The organism is Pseudomonas xantholysinigenes (assembly GCF_014268885.2).
Lineage (GTDB): Bacteria > Pseudomonadota > Gammaproteobacteria > Pseudomonadales > Pseudomonadaceae > Aquipseudomonas > Aquipseudomonas xantholysinigenes.
This window is the reverse complement of record NZ_CP077095.1, coordinates 5527854-5544190: the sequence shown is the minus strand read 5'-3', so window position 1 is coordinate 5544190 and position 16337 is coordinate 5527854. Positions and strand designations below refer to the sequence as shown.

Genomic DNA, 16337 nt, shown 5'->3' with positions numbered 1-16337 from the left:
TTCAGGCTCCTGGCTGGATACGTTGGAAGCCTTCCAGCACGTTGACCGCGTTGATGCCGATTTCCGCCACGGCGTAGCCACCTTCCATCACGAACAGGGTCGGCTTGCCGAGCCGGCCAATGCGCTCGCCCATGGCCAGGTAGTCGGGGCTGTCCAGCTTGAACTGGGAGATCGGGTCGTCCTTGAAGGTATCCACGCCCAGGGAGATCACCAGCACGTCGGCGTCATAGGCGGCGATGCGTTGACAGGCGTCCTCCAGTGCGGCGCTCCAGACACGCCAGTCGCTGCCGGCGGGCAGGGGGTAGTTGACGTTGCAACCTTCGCCCGCGCCTTCACCGACCTCGTCGGCATAGCCCAGGAAAAACGGAAACTCGTCCTGTGGATCGCCGTGGATCGAGGCGAAGAACACATCGTCGCGGCTGTAGAAGATGTCCTGCGTGCCGTTGCCGTGGTGGTAATCGACATCGAGGATCGCCACCTTGCGCTGCCCCTGGTCGAGGAAGGCCTGGGCGGCGATGGCGGCGTTGTTCAGGTAGCAGTAGCCGCCCATCACGTTGGCGGCGGCGTGGTGCCCTGGCGGGCGGCACAGGGCGAAGGCCGAGTGGGCGCCCTGTTGGATCGCGGCCTGGGCGGTCAGGGCCACTTGCGCTGAGCTGTAGGCGGCCTGCCAGGTGCCGGCGGTGATTGGCGCGCCGGCGTCGAAGCTGTAGTAGCCGAGCTCGCCGTGCAAACCGCTGGGCTTGACCTTTCGCAGGGTGCGAGCCGGCCAGGTGAACGGCAGCAGGTCGCCGTCCTGGCCGAGGGCTGCCCAGCGTGCCCAGGCGCCTTCGAAGAAGTCCAGGTAGTCGGCGCCGTGGATGCGCTGCAGCGGCGCGCGGCCGAAGTCGCTGGGGGCTTGCACCGGGCCAAGGTTGCGCTGCTGCACGCGTTGCAGAACGTGATCTGCACGGGAGGGCATTTCGAAGCACGGCATCAGCTTGCCATCGATCAGCTCGCAGCGTCCGTGGTGCAGGCGGTGGTCATCGGAATAGATCGTCAGCATTTATTGTTCTCCGGGAGTCACTGGCGTGGGGCCATTCTGGTGCGCGGCCAAGTGGGGGAGAACGATGCAAACGGCCAAAAGGGGATCGATGTGGCCAAGTGCGGCCTGGCCCCTTCGCGGGCAAGCCCGCTCCCACAGGGTTGCGCAAAATCTCAGGCTTGCGCTGTACCTGTGGGAGCGGGTTTACCCGCGAAAATGACTGGGCGCCACGCCGCTCCAACGCTGGAAGGCATGGCGGAAGCTCGCGGTCTCGCTGAATCCCAGGGTCTCGGCGATGCGGTAGATCGGCATCTGGTCCTCGGCCAGCAATTGCTTGGCCCGCTCGAAGCGCAGCTCGTCCAGCAACTGTTGATAACTGCTGCCCAGCGCCTGCAGGTGCCGCCGCAACGTGCGCGACGAGCAGTTCATCTGCCGTGCCAACCCCTCCAGCCCGGGCGTCGCATCCAGTTGCTGGAGCAGCAGGTGGCGAATCCGCCCCAGCCAGGCCTGGCGTCCGGTGAACTCCAGGTTCAGGCGTCGGCAGCGTTCGCTCATCGCCTTATGGGTGATCGGGTCGGCTAACGGCAGCGGCATGTCCAGCCAACGGCGCTCGAAGGCGAACGCGTTGTCCTGCGCCGAAAACCCCAACGGGCATTGGAAAGCATCGTCGTAGAGCGGGTGATAATGGGGGCGAGAGTGTTCGAAGCGCGCCGCCAGCAAGGGCAGCGGACGGCCCAGCAGGTCGTCGCAGATCACCTTGAGCGAGCCCAGACAGAACTCGGCGTTGAACGCGGCCAGGCCCGGTGCGTCGTAATGCTCGCTGGCGCTGAGCCAGATTCGCTGGCCATCGTCCACCAGGCGCAGTTGGAAGACTGTTCCCAGCAGTGCCGGAAAGCGTAGCGCCAGGCGCAGGGCGTCACCCAAAGTGGCACTGGAGAGCAGGGCGTAGCCGAGCATGCCGTAGCACGACACATGCATGCGCCGGCCCAGCTCCAGGCCTATGTCCTCACGGCGGGCCACGGCATTGGCGCACACCTGCAGCTCCTGCTGGGTGGTGATGCGCGCATCGGCGTGGCCCAGGTCTGCCGGGCTTATACCGCTGCCGGCGAGCATCTGCTGGGGAGCGACGCCGGCCTCCTGGAACACCTGGAGGATCAGCGAAACCGCGTTGAGGGTGGTGAGGTGGCTGTGCAGCATGCTCGGCGTCCCGTTGGGCTGAGAAGCTTTAGCGAGCAAGTTGTATGCCGCTCCTACAGGGATGGCGCAGGGCTTGAAGCGCAGACATAAAAAAAGGGCCCGGAGCGTGCGCTCGGGCCCTTGAAAGGTTGAGAGGTGTCTAGTCCCTCGACCTGGTGAGACGTGTTGCGATCGTCGGATTACGCCTTCAGCGGTACCAGACGGGGAGCGATCATGTTTTCCGGACGCAGGATGTCGTTGAGCATCGCTTCGTCCAGCAGCTTCTCCTCGCGCACCAGTTCCAGCACGCCGCGGCCGGTTTCCAGGGCGACGCGGGCGATACGGGTGGCGTTTTCGTAGCCGATGTACGGGTTCAGGGCGGTGACCAGGCCGATCGAGTGCTCGACCAGTTCACGGCAGCGCTGTTCGTTGGCGGTGATGCCGACGATGCAGTGCTCGCGCAGCATGTCCATGGCGCGTTGCAGCAGGCGGATCGAGTCGAAGATCTTGTAGGCGATCAGCGGTTCCATCACGTTCAGCTGCAGTTGGCCACCTTCGGCGGCGACGGTCAGGGCCAGGTCGTTGCCCATGATGGCGAAGGCCACTTGGTTGACGGCTTCCGGGATTACCGGGTTGACCTTGCCTGGCATGATCGAGCTGCCTGGCTGGCGCGCCGGCAGGTTGATCTCGTTGATGCCGGTACGCGGGCCGCTGGACAGCAGGCGCAGGTCGTTGCAGATCTTCGACAGCTTGACCGCGGTGCGCTTGAGCATGCCGGAGAACAGCACGAAGGCGCCCATGTCGGAGGTGGCTTCGATCAGGTCGGCGGCCGGGACCAGCGGTTGGCCGCTGATGGTCGCCAGGCGCTGCACGGCCAGGGCCTGGTAGCCCGGGTCGGCGTTGATGCCGGTACCGATGGCAGTGCCGCCCAGGTTGATTTCGGTCAGCAGCTCAGGAGCCAGCGAGCGCAGGCGCTGCAGGTCTTCGGTCATGGTGGTGGCGAAGGCGCGGAATTCCTGGCCCAGGGTCATGGGCACGGCGTCTTGCAGCTGGGTGCGACCCATCTTCAGGACGTGGTCGAACTCTTTGCCTTTGGCGGCGAAGGCCTGGATCAGGCTGTCGAGGCTGGCCAGCAGGGCGTCGTGGCCCAGCAGCAGACCCAGACGGATCGCGGTCGGGTAGGCGTCGTTGGTCGACTGCGCCATGTTCACGTCGTTGTTCGGGTGCAGGTACTGGTACTCACCTTTCTGGTGGCCCATGTGCTCCAGCGCAACGTTGGCGATGACTTCGTTGGCGTTCATGTTGGTGGAGGTGCCAGCACCGCCTTGAATCATGTCCACGACGAACTGATCGTGGAAGTCGCCCTTGATCAGTCGGGCGCAGGCTGCGCTGATGGCAGCGTGCTTGGCATCGCTCAGGTGCCCCAGCTCACGGTTGGCGTCAGCAGCGGCCTGCTTGACCATCGCCAGGCCGACTACCAGTTTCGGGTAGTGCGACAGCGGAACGCCGGAGAGGTGGAAGTTGTTGGCAGCGCGCAGGGTCTGGATGCCGTAGTAGGCATCGGCAGGGACTTCAAGGGTACCAAGCAGATCTTTTTCGACGCGGAACGATGCAGCGGAGGACATGATGGATATCATCTCGATTTTGACCCGGCACCTGCCGGAATGGCGCCAATCCTAGGGCTGCCCGGATTTTGCGGCCAATGCTGTTGCACGCTAACCTATGCGCAAACGGCATACGGTTTGATGTGACGCCGATTGACAATCGAGCGTGTTCCATTTTGGTGCACGCGTTGCGGAGTAGTCGATGAACCTCGAAAGCAAGTGGCTGGAAGACTTCAGTGCCCTGGCCTCCACCCGTAGTTTTTCGCAGGCGGCCGAGCGCCGCTTCGTCACCCAACCGGCCTTCAGTCGGCGCATCCGCAGCCTGGAGGCGGCGCTGGGATTGACCTTGGTGAATCGTTCCCGCACCCCGATTGAGTTGACCGAAGCCGGGCAGCTGTTTCTCGTCACCGCGCGCACCGTTGTCGACCAGTTGAGCGAAGTGCTTCGCCACTTGCATCACCTCGAAGGTGGCCAGGGTGAGGTGATCCAGGTGGCGGCGGCGCACTCGCTGGCCTCGGGCTTTTTCCCCCGTTGGGTGGCGCAGCTGCGCAACGATGGCCTGAACATCGCCACCCGCCTGGTTGCGACTAACGTCGGAGATGCCGTGCACGCTCTGCGCGAAGGTGGCTGTGACCTGATGCTGGCCTTCTACGACCCGGACGCGGCGCTGCAGATGGACGCCGAAATCTTCCCCTCCTTACATATGGGCAACACCGAAATGCTCCCGGTGTGCGCCGTGGGCGCCGATGGCAAGCCGTTGTTCGACCTGGAAGGCGAGGGCAGCGTGCCGCTCTTGGCCTACAGTGCCGGCGCCTTCCTTGGCCGTTCGGTCAACCTGCTGCTGCGCCAGCGCAACCTGCGCTATACCACTGTTTATGAAACGGCCATGGCCGACAGTCTCAAGAGCATGGCCCTCGAAGGCATGGGTATCGCCTGGGTGCCGAAGCTGTCGATGCGCGGCGAGCTGGAGCGTGGCGAACTGGTGATCTGTGGCGCCAGCCAGTGGCATGTGCCCCTGGAGATTCGCCTGTACCGCTGCGCCCTGGTGCGCAAGGCCAACGTGCGCTTGCTGTGGCGCAAGCTGGAGGGCGGTTCAGTTGACCCAAAAGTCAGCCAAACCCCCGAAAAATAAGGCCGACAGTTGGTCGCCGGGGGTGCCGTGATCGCCCTTCGTTACGCTATACTGCGCGGCCCCTCGACCGGATAGATCCGGTCATGATCAGCAAACAAGCCACGCCGGTCGTCCCGCGTGGCTTGTTGTTTTTTGACGCGCCTGCGGGCGCACAAGCGAAGAGGCTCGACGATGAGTGCACTGGTTGGCGTGATCATGGGCTCCAAGTCCGATTGGTCCACCCTTAGCCACACCGCCGATATGCTGGAAAAACTCGGCATTCCCTACGAAGTGAAGGTGGTGTCCGCCCACCGCACGCCGGACCTGCTGTTCCAGTACGCCGAGGAGGCCGAGGGCCGCGGCATCGAGGTGATCATCGCCGGTGCCGGTGGCGCCGCTCACCTGCCAGGCATGTGCGCCGCCAAGACCCACCTGCCGGTGCTCGGCGTGCCGGTGCAGTCGTCGATGCTGTCGGGCGTCGACTCGCTGCTGTCGATCGTGCAGATGCCGGCGGGTGTCCCCGTGGCTACCCTGGCCATCGGCAAGGCCGGCGCGATCAATGCCGCGCTGCTGTCGGCGAGCATCCTGGGCGCCAAGTACCCGCAGTTCCATGCGGCGCTCAAGCAGTTCCGCACCGAGCAGACCGACACCGTGCTGGACAATCCAGATCCGCGCCAGGCTTGAGGGTGACGCTATGAAGATCGGTGTAATCGGTGGCGGCCAGCTGGGCCGCATGCTGGCCCTGGCGGGCACCCCGCTGGGCATGAACTTCGCCTTCCTCGACCCGGCGCCGGACGCTTGCGCCGCGCCGTTGGGCGAGCACCTGCGCGCCGACTACGGCGATCAGGATCACCTGCGCCAACTGGCCGACGAAGTCGACCTGGTGACCTTCGAGTTCGAGAGCGTGCCGGCCGAGACCGTCGCCTTCCTCTCGCAGTTCGTGCCGGTCTACCCGAGCGCCGAGGCCCTGCGCATTGCCCGCGACCGCCTGTTCGAGAAGAGCATGTTCCGCGACCTGGGCATCCCGACCCCGGCCTTCGCCGACATCCTGTCCCAGGCCGACCTCGACGCCGCCGTGGCCAGCATCGGCCTGCCGGCCGTGCTCAAGACCCGCACCCTGGGGTATGACGGCAAGGGCCAGAAGGTCCTGCGCAAGCCTGAAGACGTGATCGACACCTTCGCCGAGCTGGGCAGCGTGCCGTGCCTGCTGGAAGGCTTCGTGCCGTTCACCGGTGAAGTCTCGCTGGTGGCCGTGCGTGCCCGCGATGGCGAAACCCGTTTCTACCCGCTGGTGCACAACACCCACGACAGCGGCATTCTGAAACTGTCGGTGGCCAGCGAGGCGCATCCGCTGCAGGCCCTGGCCGAGGACTATGTCGGCCGGGTGTTGCAGAAGCTGGACTATGTCGGCGTGATGGCGTTCGAGTTCTTCGAGGTTGACGGCGGCCTGAAGGCCAACGAGATCGCCCCGCGCGTGCACAACTCCGGGCACTGGACCATCGAAGGCAGCGAGTGCAGCCAGTTCGAGAACCACCTGCGTGCCGTGGCCGGCCTGCCGCTGGGCTCGACCGCCAAGGTCGGCGAGAGTGCCATGCTCAACTTCATCGGCGAAGTGCCGGCGGTGGACAAGGTCGTCGCCATCGATGACTGCCACCTGCATCACTACGGCAAGGCCTTCAAGGCCGGACGCAAGGTTGGCCACGCCACCCTGCGTTGCGCCGACATGGCCACCCTCAAGGCCAAGATTGCCGAAGTAGAGGCGTTGATCGCCGGCTGAGCGAACTTCTGCAGGGCAACACCGCTCTGAAATGGCAACAAGCCAAAGCGCTGTCTAGGCTTTGGCTTGTTGCATTTTTCACCACAGAGGGTTTGCCATGGGCATCATTGGAACCATTTTCGTCGGCCTGATCGTTGGCCTGCTGGCGCGTTTCCTGAAACCGGGGGACGACAGCATGGGCTGGATCATGACCATCCTCCTCGGCATTGCCGGCTCCCTGGCCGCCACCTATGGCGGGCAAGCCCTTGGCATCTACCAGGCAGGCCAGGCGGCGGGCTTCTTCGGCGCACTGGTGGGCGCGATCATCCTCCTGGTGATCTACGGCTTCATCAAGAAGAACTGAACACAGGCTAGAATGCCCGGCAATTCAATCCTCGAGTTGCCGAGCATTCCCATGCGTGCGTTATTCCTCGTTCCCCTGCTGCTGGCCAGTGCCCTGGCCCATGCCGAACTGCCCGAGACCGACTGGCTGGAGCTGATGCCCAAGTCGGACCAGAAAGCCCTCGAGCAGATGCCCGAGATCGATCACAACTCCCCGGAAGCCCAAGGAACCTTCACCGCCAAGGGCGGCCTGAAGCAAAGCAAGGGCCTGCCGGCGGTGATGTATTCGACCAAGACAGTGGCCGCGATGAACGGCAAGCAGATCCGCCTGGGCGGCTATCCGGTGCCGCTGGAAAGCGATGCCAAGGGCAACAGCACACTGTTCTTCCTGGTGCCGTACCCAGGGGCGTGCATCCATGTGCCGCCGCCGCCGCCGAACCAGCTGGTGCTGGTGCGTTATCCGAAAGGGTTGAAGATCGACGACATCTACACGCCGTTGTGGGTGACCGGCACGCTGAAGGTGGAGACGGTCAGCAATGACCTGGCGGATGCGGCGTATGCGCTGGAGGCGGGGCAGGTGAGGGTGGTGGAAGACGCCGACCTCTGAGTTGGTTGTGCCGGCCTCTTCGCGGGTAAACCCGCTCCCACAGGCATTTCACTGACCTTGAGAACAGTGGAGTGCCTGTGGGAGCGGGCTTGCCCGCGAAAGGGCCGGCCCTGACCCTGAAACCTTCAGATCAGAGCGCTTCGCTACCGATCGCCACGCTCATCGCATGGCTCGCCCCAGGCTTGAGCACCACCACATCATCCAGCACATTCGCTGTCTCGATGCACAGCATGCGCTGCCAGCCATCGTCGGCCATGTCCGGCAGTTCGCGGGCGCGCTCGCTCCAGGGGTTCCAGATCACCGCGGTGCGTGAGCCGCCAGCCTGCAAGGTGATGCGTCGGTTCCAGTGCGGATCGACGATCGCCAGGCGCTCGGGGGCATTCACGTAGATGCGGTCGGTCTCGCCGGCGAAGCCCAGGTTGCCCTGCTGCTGGCGTTGCTCCCAGTTGGCCAGGGTTTCGATATAGGCCAACCCATCCACACCTTCCACCTGCACCTGGCGCACGTCGCTCACGGCAAAGTAGCTGTGCAGGGCCTGGCTCAGGGTGACATCGGTGTTGCCAAGGTTATAGCTGGTGAGGGTCAGCTTCAGTTGTTGGCCCAACTCCACCACGAGCTTGAGTTCGACTTCGTGCGGCCAGCCCGGCAGATCGCCCAGGGCTTCGGGTAGGGCGAACTCGATGCGCAAGGTGTCGCCGGCCTCCTCGACGCCCAGCAACTGCCAGTCGCGCCCGCGCACCAGGCCGTGGGCCGGTGCTTGCCCACCTTTGAACATGGCTTTGACCGAATCGGGGTTGCGCTCGAAGATGCCGAACCAGGGCCAGCACACCGGAGCGCCGGCACGCACCGACTTGCCCTGGCGGAAAATGGCCTGGTCGCTCAGCCACAGCAGCGGCGGTTCGCCGATCCGCTGGTAGCTGAGGACCTGCGCGCCCTGCTGGGCGATCAGTAGTTCGGCGTGGTCGCTGGTGATGCGCCAGCAGTTGAGTTCGCCGTGTTGCTCGGTGTCGACCTGGAAGTTAGCCATTGCGCTCGTCTCATTGGTTGCCTGTCGGGCCGTTGGACCCGGTGACGTGCAATGAGTTTAACGCCCGCGTGGCTCAGCGACGAGGCACCGAGCGGGTGCGACCGCTGCCGTCGATGGCGACGAACACGAACACGGCTTCGGTGACCTTGCGCCATTCGCTGGACAGCGGGTCGTCGCTCCACACTTCGACCATCATTTGGATCGAGCTGCGGCCAATTTCCAGGGTCTGGGTATAGAAGGACAACTGCGCGCCCACGGCCACTGGCACCAGGAAGGCCATGCGGTCGATGGCCACCGTGGCCACCCGGCCACCGGCGACGCGGCTGGCCATGGCGGTGCCGGCCAGGTCCATCTGGGCGACCAGCCAGCCGCCGAAGATATCGCCGAAACCGTTGGTTTCGCGCGGCAGCGCGGTGATCTGCAAGGCCAGGTCGCCCTGCGGGATAGGATCTTCTTGTTCGAGCTCAATCATGCCGTGGGGCCTCTGACCCGTGACGCTTCGTTGGTGGCGCAGTAGTGGACGCCGTAAAAACGATTCAGCAACACGCATACTACGCTGATTTCGCTTCAGGAGGCGGCCGAAGGGAGACTCTGCGAAACAGTCCGACGATACTGACCGACGTTTTCGCACAATATCCCTTGGCAGAAGCAGTCTTTTCCTACGAGCGAGCAGTATATATACCCGCACAGCCAGCGACGACCGCACATTCATGAATATCTGTATGGATTTTGTACCGCTATGAGCGCGGCTCGGCAATTTGCTATCTTCCCTGCCTGACCTCCGAGAAGCCGCATGCCAAGCGGTCCGCAGACCTATAAGAGAAACAACAGCGATGACCTCCGTGCAGACCCGTATCGAGCAGCCATCCCGGCCGCTGTCCCGCAGTGACTACAAGACTCTCTCGCTGTCCGCTCTGGGTGGCGCCCTGGAGTTCTACGACTTCATCATCTTCGTGTTCTTCGCCACGGTGGTGGGCAAGTTGTTCTTCCCAGCCGACATGCCCGAGTGGTTGCGCCTGATGCAGACCTTCGGCATTTTCGCCGCCGGCTACCTGGCGCGGCCCCTGGGCGGCATCGTCATGGCCCACTTCGGCGACCTGCTCGGGCGCAAGAAGATGTTCACCCTGAGCATCTTCCTGATGGCCGTGCCGACCCTGGTGATGGGCCTGCTGCCGACCTACGCGCAGATCGGCCTGTGGGCGCCGATCCTGCTGCTGCTGATGCGGGTGATCCAGGGCGCGGCCATCGGTGGCGAGGTGCCGGGCGCCTGGGTGTTCGTCTCCGAGCACGTGCCGGCGCGCAACACCGGTTATGCCTGCGGCACCCTGACCGCCGGCCTGACCTCGGGCATCCTGCTCGGCTCGCTGGTGGCGACGCTGATCAACACGCTCTACAGCCCCGAGGAAGTGGCGGACTACGCCTGGCGTATTCCGTTCCTGCTCGGTGGGGTGTTCGGCTTCTTCGCGGTCTACCTGCGCCGCTGGCTGCATGAAACCCCGGTGTTCGCCGAGATGCAGGCGCGCAAGGCGCTGGCCGAGGAGCTGCCGCTGCGCGCGGTGCTGCGCGACCACCGCGGCGCGATCATCCTGTCGATGCTGCTGACCTGGCTGCTGTCGGCCGGCATCGTGGTGGTGATCCTGATGACCCCGGCGTTGCTGCAGAGCCTGTACCACGTCAGCCCCACCGACTCGCTCAAGGCCAACAGCCTGGCCATCGTCCTGCTCAGCATCGGCTGCATTGGCGCCGGTAGCCTGGCCGATCGCTTCGGTGCCGGGCGCGTGTTCATCGTCGGCAGCCTGGCCTTGCTGGCGTCGTCCTGGGCCTTCTACCACAGCTTGCCGACCCGTCCGGACCTGCTGTTCCCGCTGTACGCGCTGACCGGCCTGTGCGTCGGTATCGTTGGCGCGGTGCCTTATGTGATGGTCAAGGCGTTTCCACCGGTGGTGCGTTTCAGTGGCCTGTCGTTCTCCTACAACCTGGCCTATGCCATTTTCGGCGGTTTGACGCCGATGGTGGTGACCGCGCTGCTCAAGTTCAGCCCGATGGCACCGGCCTATTACGTGGCTTGCCTGTGTGCCGTTGGTCTGCTGGTGGGTACCTATCTGCTCGTCAACAAGCGCTGAGCCGAGCAATTCACGCGGACCTGTAGGAGCGGCCTTGTGTCGCGATAGGGCTGCGAAGCAGCCCCAGGATCTGCGCATCATGCAAAACTGCCGGGGCTGCTATGCAGCCCTATCGCGACACAAGGCCGCTACTACAGAGTGCGCGGTGTACTTCAGAGCCTGACTCTCCGCGTGAAAGCGCAGCCCTAAGGGCCAGGTAATCCCTTCCGAAATATCCTGAAAAGACCATCCCCGACTACGGGTGATGGCCTTTCATCCAATTGTCATATTCGAGTCATAGAGTGTTCATGCGGCCTGCAGATACTTGGGCCCGTTCCATCACAAACCCCACGATATTCCTGCTAGGAGCAAGGCATGAAACTGAAGCGTTTGATGGCGGCCCTGACCTTTGCCGCCGCTGGCGTCGCTGCCGCCAATGCGGTCGCCGCTGTCGATCCTGCAATCCCGACCTACACCAAGACCACCGGTGTATCGGGCAACCTCTCCAGCGTCGGTTCCGACACCCTCGCGAACCTGATGACCCTGTGGGCCGAGGCCTACAAGAAGGAATATCCGAACGTAAACATCCAGATCCAGGCTGCTGGCTCCTCGACCGCGCCACCCGCGCTGACCGAAGGCACCGCCAACCTGGGCCCGATGAGCCGCAAGATGAAAGACGTCGAGCTGCAGGCCTTCGAGCAGAAGTACGGCTACAAGCCAACCGCCATCCCGGTTGCCGTCGACGCCCTGGCCGTGTTCGTGCACAAGGACAACCCGATCAAGGGCCTGACCATGGCTCAGGTCGACGCCATCTTCTCCTCCACCCGCCTGTGCGGTGGCAAGAGCGAGATCAAGACCTGGGGTGACGTCGGCGTGACCGGCGACCTGGCCAACAAGCCAATCCAGCTGTTCGGCCGCAACTCGGTATCGGGCACCTACGGCTACTTCAAGGAAGAAGCCCTGTGCAAAGGCGACTTCAAGCCTAACGTCAACGAACAGCCTGGCTCGGCCTCGGTGGTGCAGTCGATCAGCTCCTCGCTGAACGGCATCGGCTACTCGGGCATCGGCTACAAGACCGCCAGCGTCAAGACCGTGGCCCTGGCCAAGAAAGAAGGCGGCGCCTTCGTCGAAGACAACGAAGCCAACGCCCTGAACGGCACCTACCCGCTGTCGCGCTTCCTGTACGTCTACGTCAACAAGGCGCCGAACAAGCCTCTGGCCCCGCTGGAAGCCGAGTTCGTCAAGCTGGTCCTGTCCCAGGCCGGCCAGCAAGTTGTCGTGAAGGACGGCTACATCCCGCTGCCGGCCAAGGTGGTCGACAAGACCCTGGCTGACCTGGGCCTGTCCCACGCTGGCAACGTTGCAAAGAAGTAATTAGGCAGTAACCGGAAGAGGCCGACGGCGAATGCATCGGCCTCTTTCCACGAATTCGTCAGTCCGAGGCCAGGGCTCCTGCGCGTCGGGCTTTGTTGCGTCACTGCACTGTCATGTTTTTGTCATACGGGACCGCTAGGGTGTGCGCATGAATGATCTGGCCAACTCCACCATGACCCAAAATTCCCCTCCCGTGCGGATTGATTTCAATACGCCCGAGTTGCAACGCAAGCGCCGCCTGCGCGCGCTCAAGGATCGCCTGACCCGCTGGTACGTCCTGGTGGGCGGGCTCGCCGTGCTGGCGGCGATCACGCTGATCTTCTTCTACCTGGCCTACGTGGTGCTGCCGCTGTTCCAGGGCGCCGAGTTGACCAGCAAGAAAGCCTTGGAGCCGACCTGGCTGCAACAGGATGCCGGCAAGCCGCTGATGATCGCCCTCGAGGAGCAGAACCTCGTGGGCATGCGCGTTTCCGACAAGGGCCAGGCGCTGTTCTTCGACACCAAGACCGGTGGCGAACTCAAGCGCGTCGACCTTCCGCTGCCCGCCGGTACCCAGGTCAGCTCGATCAGCACCGACCAGCCCGGCAGCCCGCTGGTGGTGCTGGGCCTGTCCAACGGCCAGGCGCTGGTGTTCCACCACACCTACAAGATCACCTACCCGGACAACAAGAAGACCATCGAGGCCGGTATCGACTACCCCTATGGTCAGGACCTGTTCACCCTGGATGACCAGGGCCGTGCGCTGGAGCACGTGAGCGTCAACGTCAATGGCGACACGCTGCTGCTGGCCGGTTCCACCGGTGCCCACCTGCAGGTGATCGAGCTGTCGCGCACCGAGAACATGATGACCGACGAGGTCACGGTCGAGCAGAACCGCATCGAGCTGCCGCAGATGACCGAGACGGTGAAGAACATCTTCATCGACCCGCGTCAGCAGTGGCTGTATGTGGTCAACGGCCGCGCCACCGCCGACGTGTTCAGCCTGCGCGACAAGAGCCTGAACGGCCGCTACAAGCTGCTGGAAGACGGCAACGCCGAAATCACCGCGACCGCCCAGCTGGTTGGTGGTATTTCGCTGATCTTCGGTGACTCCAAGGGCGGCCTGAGCCAGTGGTTCATGGCCCGCGATCCGGACGGCGAGTCGCGCCTGAAACTGATCCGCAGCTTCCAGCTGGGCAAGGCGCCGGTGGTGCAGATCGACGCCGAAGAGCGCCGCAAGGGCTTCATTGCCCTGGACAGCGACGGCAAGCTTGGCGTGTTCCACAGCACCGCGCACCGGACCCTGCTGGTCGAGCCGGTGGCCGAAGGCGCGGGCATCCTCGCCCTGTCGCCGCGGGCCAACCGCATCATCATCGAGGAAGGCGGCAAGCTGCTGCCCCTGAGCCTGCGCAACCCGCACCCGGAGATTTCCGTCAGCGCGCTGTGGGGCAAGGTCTGGTACGAGAACTACGACGAGCCTAAATACGTCTGGCAGTCGACCGCCTCGAACACTGACTTCGAGCCCAAGCTGAGCCTGTCGCCGCTGACCTTCGGTACCCTCAAGGCCGCGTTCTACGCGATGATCCTGGCGGCGCCGCTGGCCATCGCCGCTGCCATCTACACCGCCTACTTCATGGCCCCGGGCATGCGCCGCAAGGTCAAGCCGGTGATCGAACTGATGGAAGCGATGCCGACGGTGATCCTCGGCTTCTTCGCCGGCCTGTTCCTCGCGCCGTACCTGGAAGGCCACCTGCCAGGCGTGTTCAGCCTGTTCGTGATCATGCCCATCGGCATCCTGGTCGCCGGCTTCAGCTGGAGCCGCCTGCCGGAGTCGATTCGCCTGCGCATCCCGGATGGTTGGGAAGCCGCCATCCTGATTCCGGTGATCCTGGCGATCGGCTGGTTCGCCCTGGCGATGAGCCCATTCCTCGAGAGCTGGTTCTTCCAGGGTGACATGCGCCTGTGGATCACTCACGAGCTGAACATCACCTACGACCAGCGCAACGCCCTGGTGGTCGGTATCGCCATGGGCTTCGCGGTCATCCCGAACATCTATTCCATCGCCGAAGACGCCGTGTTCAGCGTGCCGCGCAGCCTGACCCTGGGTTCCCTGGCCCTGGGCGCCACGCCCTGGCAGACCCTGACCCGCGTGGTCATCCTCACCGCCAGCCCGGGCATCTTCTCGGCGCTGATGATCGGCATGGGTCGTGCGGTGGGCGAGACCATGATCGTGCTGATGGCCACCGGCAACACCCCGGTGATGGAGATGAACCTGTTCGAGGGCATGCGCACCCTGGCCGCCAACGTGGCCGTGGAAATGCCCGAATCGGAAGTCGGCGGCAGCCACTATCGTGTGCTGTTCCTCGCCGCCCTCGTGCTGCTGTTGTTCACCTTCGTGATGAACACCCTGGCCGAGCTGATTCGCCAGCGCCTGCGCAAGAAATACTCGTCGCTTTGATAGAAAGGTAGAGATCCGTGAAAAAGGATTCCCTCAAAGGCTGGTTCAAGAGCGGCGCCCCAGGCGTCTGGATCAGTGGTGGCGCGGTCGCCATGGCGGTGATCATGACCGTCGGCCTGCTGGCCGTGATCGCTGTGCGCGGCCTGGGCCACTTCTGGCCGGCCGACCTGATCCAGGCCACCTACAAGGTGCCGGGCCAGGCCGACCATGTGATCATCGGTGAAGTGGTGCAGAAGGAAGAGGTCCCCCGCGAGCGCCTCAAAGGGGCCGGCCTGCCGGTTCCTGAGCAGGGCCCGGAGTTCATGACCCGCGAACTGGTCAAGATCGGCAACCGCGACCTCAACGGCAGCGACTTCACCTGGCTGGTCGGCGACTGGCTGGTGGACCAGCAAAAGCCGGCGGACCTGATCGCCCTGGAGCGCCGCGAATGGGGCAACTTCTACGGCTACCTGGTCAGCGTCAAGGAAGAAGGTCGCGTGGTCGCCCAGGGCCCTGAGGCCTGGAACGAGTTGCAGGCGCGCCTCAAGCGGGCCAGCCAGCTCAACGACCAGTTGGTGCAGCTGGAGAAGAAGGACATCGGTGCCATCAACCATGGCCTCGAGCGCCTGCGTCTGCATGGTCGCAAGCTGGAGCTGAACGGCAAGCTGGATGCCGCCGCCCAGGCCGACATGGACGCCGAGCGCGCCGAGCTGAACAACCGCTACAAGGCGATCGAAGAGCGCCTGACCGGCCTGCACCAGGCCTTCGCTCGCGACAGCTTGGTGGCCCGCGACGGCAACGGCCGCGAAGTGGAGATCAACCTGAGCAAGGTGGTCCACGCCATCCAGCCGAACGCCATGTCCGGCCTGACCAAGATGGGCGCCTACTTCAGCAAGGTGTGGGAGTTCCTCAGCGACGACCCGCGTGAGGCCAACACCGAAGGCGGTATCTTCCCGGCCATCTTCGGCACCGTGATGATGACCCTGATCATGGCCGTGATCGTCACCCCGTTCGGTGTGCTGGCCGCGGTGTACCTGCGCGAATATGCCAAGCAGGGCCCGGTGACCCGGCTGATCCGCATCGCGGTGAACAACCTGGCGGGCGTTCCGGCGATCGTCTACGGCGTGTTCGGCCTTGGCTTCTTCGTCTATGTGCTGGGTGGCTCGATCGACCGGCTGTTCTTCCCCGAATCGTTGCCGGCGCCGACCCTGGGCACCCCGGGCCTGTTGTGGGCCTCGCTGACCCTGGCGCTGCTGGCGGTACCGGTGGTGATCGTGGCCACCGAGGAAGGTCTGGCGCGGATTCCGCGCACCGTGCGCGAGGGCTCGCTGGCCCTGGGCGCGACCAAGGCCGAGACCCTGTGGAAGATTGTCCTGCCGATGGCCAGCCCGGCCATGATGACCGGCATGATCCTCGCCGTGGCCCGTGCCGCCGGCGAAGTGGCCCCGTTGATGCTGGTGGGCGTGGTGAAGCTGGCGCCGTCGTTGCCGCTGGATGGCAACTACCCGTACCTGCACCTGGACCAGAAGATCATGCACCTGGGCTTCCACATCTACGACGTCGGCTTCCAGAGCCCCAACGTCGAGGCCGCGCGGCCGCTGGTGTACGCCACCGCACTGCTGCTGGTGCTGGTGATCGCCATCCTCAACCTCTCGGCGGTGTGGATCCGTAACCACCTGCGCGAGAAGTACAAGGCCCTCGACCACTGATTTCCAAGCCTTAAGCCACAAGCGGCAAGCGCCAAGCTGCTCGCCGCTTTGCTCAAACTTGCAGCTTGCAGCTGATAGCTTGCAGCTACAAA

At 64.2% G+C, this 16337-nt stretch carries 14 protein-coding genes; 9 read left to right on the top strand and 5 right to left on the bottom strand.

The annotated features are described in order from the left end of the window. Position 1: 1 nt before the first annotated feature. From HU772_RS24610 to aspA, 3 genes are all read right to left on the bottom strand, one after another. The gene (locus HU772_RS24610) at positions 2-1042 is read right to left on the bottom strand and encodes a histone deacetylase family protein (RefSeq protein ID WP_186652959.1); all 1041 of its coding nucleotides are present in this window, start codon (positions 1040-1042) and stop codon (positions 2-4) included. Between the two features lie 183 nt (positions 1043-1225). Continuing rightward, positions 1226-2218, bottom strand: a complete 993-nt coding sequence (locus HU772_RS24605) for an AraC family transcriptional regulator (RefSeq protein ID WP_186652960.1) — start codon at positions 2216-2218, stop codon at positions 1226-1228. A 179-nt stretch (positions 2219-2397) separates the two neighbouring features. Beyond that, the gene (aspA, locus tag HU772_RS24600) at positions 2398-3822 is read right to left on the bottom strand and encodes an aspartate ammonia-lyase (protein ID WP_186652961.1); all 1425 of its coding nucleotides are present in this window, start codon (positions 3820-3822) and stop codon (positions 2398-2400) included. A gap of 181 nt (positions 3823-4003) precedes the next feature. Here aspA and HU772_RS24595 point away from each other — a divergent pair, with 181 nt between their 5' ends. From HU772_RS24595 to HU772_RS24575, 5 genes are all read left to right on the top strand, one after another. Further along, positions 4004-4933 (top strand): LysR substrate-binding domain-containing protein, encoded by a 930-nt coding sequence (locus tag HU772_RS24595; RefSeq protein WP_186652963.1) that lies wholly within the window; start codon positions 4004-4006, stop codon positions 4931-4933. Positions 4934-5104: 171 nt separating this feature from the next. After that, positions 5105-5596, top strand: a complete 492-nt coding sequence (purE, locus tag HU772_RS24590; protein ID WP_050707559.1) for a 5-(carboxyamino)imidazole ribonucleotide mutase — start codon at positions 5105-5107, stop codon at positions 5594-5596. Positions 5597-5606: 10 nt separating this feature from the next. Further along, positions 5607-6689 carry a 5-(carboxyamino)imidazole ribonucleotide synthase gene (locus HU772_RS24585; RefSeq protein WP_186652964.1) on the top strand — a complete coding sequence of 361 codons (1083 nt, stop codon included), beginning with the start codon at positions 5607-5609 and terminating at the stop codon, positions 6687-6689. A gap of 97 nt (positions 6690-6786) precedes the next feature. Continuing rightward, positions 6787-7032, top strand: coding sequence for a GlsB/YeaQ/YmgE family stress response membrane protein (locus tag HU772_RS24580; RefSeq protein ID WP_186652966.1), 246 nt, complete (start codon positions 6787-6789; stop codon positions 7030-7032). A gap of 51 nt (positions 7033-7083) precedes the next feature. After that, positions 7084-7617, top strand: coding sequence for a DUF3299 domain-containing protein (locus HU772_RS24575; RefSeq protein WP_186732178.1), 534 nt, complete (start codon positions 7084-7086; stop codon positions 7615-7617). A gap of 130 nt (positions 7618-7747) precedes the next feature. Here the strand turns inward: HU772_RS24575 and HU772_RS24570 are convergent, their stop codons facing one another. Next, a complete protein-coding gene (locus tag HU772_RS24570; RefSeq protein WP_186652970.1) occupies positions 7748-8644 on the bottom strand; it encodes a D-hexose-6-phosphate mutarotase in 897 nt (298 codons plus the stop codon). A gap of 73 nt (positions 8645-8717) precedes the next feature. Continuing rightward, positions 8718-9116 (bottom strand): acyl-CoA thioesterase, encoded by a 399-nt coding sequence (locus HU772_RS24565; protein WP_003253317.1) that lies wholly within the window; start codon positions 9114-9116, stop codon positions 8718-8720. Between the two features lie 361 nt (positions 9117-9477). Here HU772_RS24565 and HU772_RS24560 point away from each other — a divergent pair, with 361 nt between their 5' ends. From HU772_RS24560 to pstA, 4 genes are all read left to right on the top strand, one after another. After that, on the top strand, positions 9478-10767 hold the full coding sequence (locus HU772_RS24560; protein WP_186652972.1) for an MFS transporter: 1290 nt from the start codon (positions 9478-9480) through the stop codon (positions 10765-10767). A gap of 354 nt (positions 10768-11121) precedes the next feature. After that, on the top strand, positions 11122-12120 hold the full coding sequence (locus tag HU772_RS24555) for a phosphate ABC transporter substrate-binding protein PstS (protein ID WP_011536436.1): 999 nt from the start codon (positions 11122-11124) through the stop codon (positions 12118-12120). 148 nt (positions 12121-12268) lie between these two features. Further along, positions 12269-14557 (top strand): ABC transporter permease subunit, encoded by a 2289-nt coding sequence (locus tag HU772_RS24550; RefSeq protein ID WP_186652979.1) that lies wholly within the window; start codon positions 12269-12271, stop codon positions 14555-14557. Positions 14558-14574: 17 nt separating this feature from the next. Then, a complete protein-coding gene (gene pstA / locus HU772_RS24545; RefSeq protein WP_186652981.1) occupies positions 14575-16245 on the top strand; it encodes a phosphate ABC transporter permease PstA in 1671 nt (556 codons plus the stop codon). Positions 16246-16337: the final 92 nt, after the last annotated feature.

Coding starts and splice junctions, on each gene's coding strand:
- HU772_RS24610 (WP_186652959.1), bottom strand. CDS start 1,042: ATGCTGACGATCTATTCCGATGACCACCGCCTGCACCACGGACGCTGC.
- HU772_RS24605 (WP_186652960.1), bottom strand. CDS start 2,218: ATGCTGCACAGCCACCTCACCACCCTCAACGCGGTTTCGCTGATCCTC.
- aspA (WP_186652961.1), bottom strand. CDS start 3,822: ATGTCCTCCGCTGCATCGTTCCGCGTCGAAAAAGATCTGCTTGGTACC.
- HU772_RS24595 (WP_186652963.1), top strand. CDS start 4,004: ATGAACCTCGAAAGCAAGTGGCTGGAAGACTTCAGTGCCCTGGCCTCC.
- purE (WP_050707559.1), top strand. CDS start 5,105: ATGAGTGCACTGGTTGGCGTGATCATGGGCTCCAAGTCCGATTGGTCC.
- HU772_RS24585 (WP_186652964.1), top strand. CDS start 5,607: ATGAAGATCGGTGTAATCGGTGGCGGCCAGCTGGGCCGCATGCTGGCC.
- HU772_RS24580 (WP_186652966.1), top strand. CDS start 6,787: ATGGGCATCATTGGAACCATTTTCGTCGGCCTGATCGTTGGCCTGCTG.
- HU772_RS24575 (WP_186732178.1), top strand. CDS start 7,084: ATGCGTGCGTTATTCCTCGTTCCCCTGCTGCTGGCCAGTGCCCTGGCC.
- HU772_RS24570 (WP_186652970.1), bottom strand. CDS start 8,644: ATGGCTAACTTCCAGGTCGACACCGAGCAACACGGCGAACTCAACTGC.
- HU772_RS24565 (WP_003253317.1), bottom strand. CDS start 9,116: ATGATTGAGCTCGAACAAGAAGATCCTATCCCGCAGGGCGACCTGGCC.
- HU772_RS24560 (WP_186652972.1), top strand. CDS start 9,478: ATGACCTCCGTGCAGACCCGTATCGAGCAGCCATCCCGGCCGCTGTCC.
- HU772_RS24555 (WP_011536436.1), top strand. CDS start 11,122: ATGAAACTGAAGCGTTTGATGGCGGCCCTGACCTTTGCCGCCGCTGGC.
- HU772_RS24550 (WP_186652979.1), top strand. CDS start 12,269: ATGAATGATCTGGCCAACTCCACCATGACCCAAAATTCCCCTCCCGTG.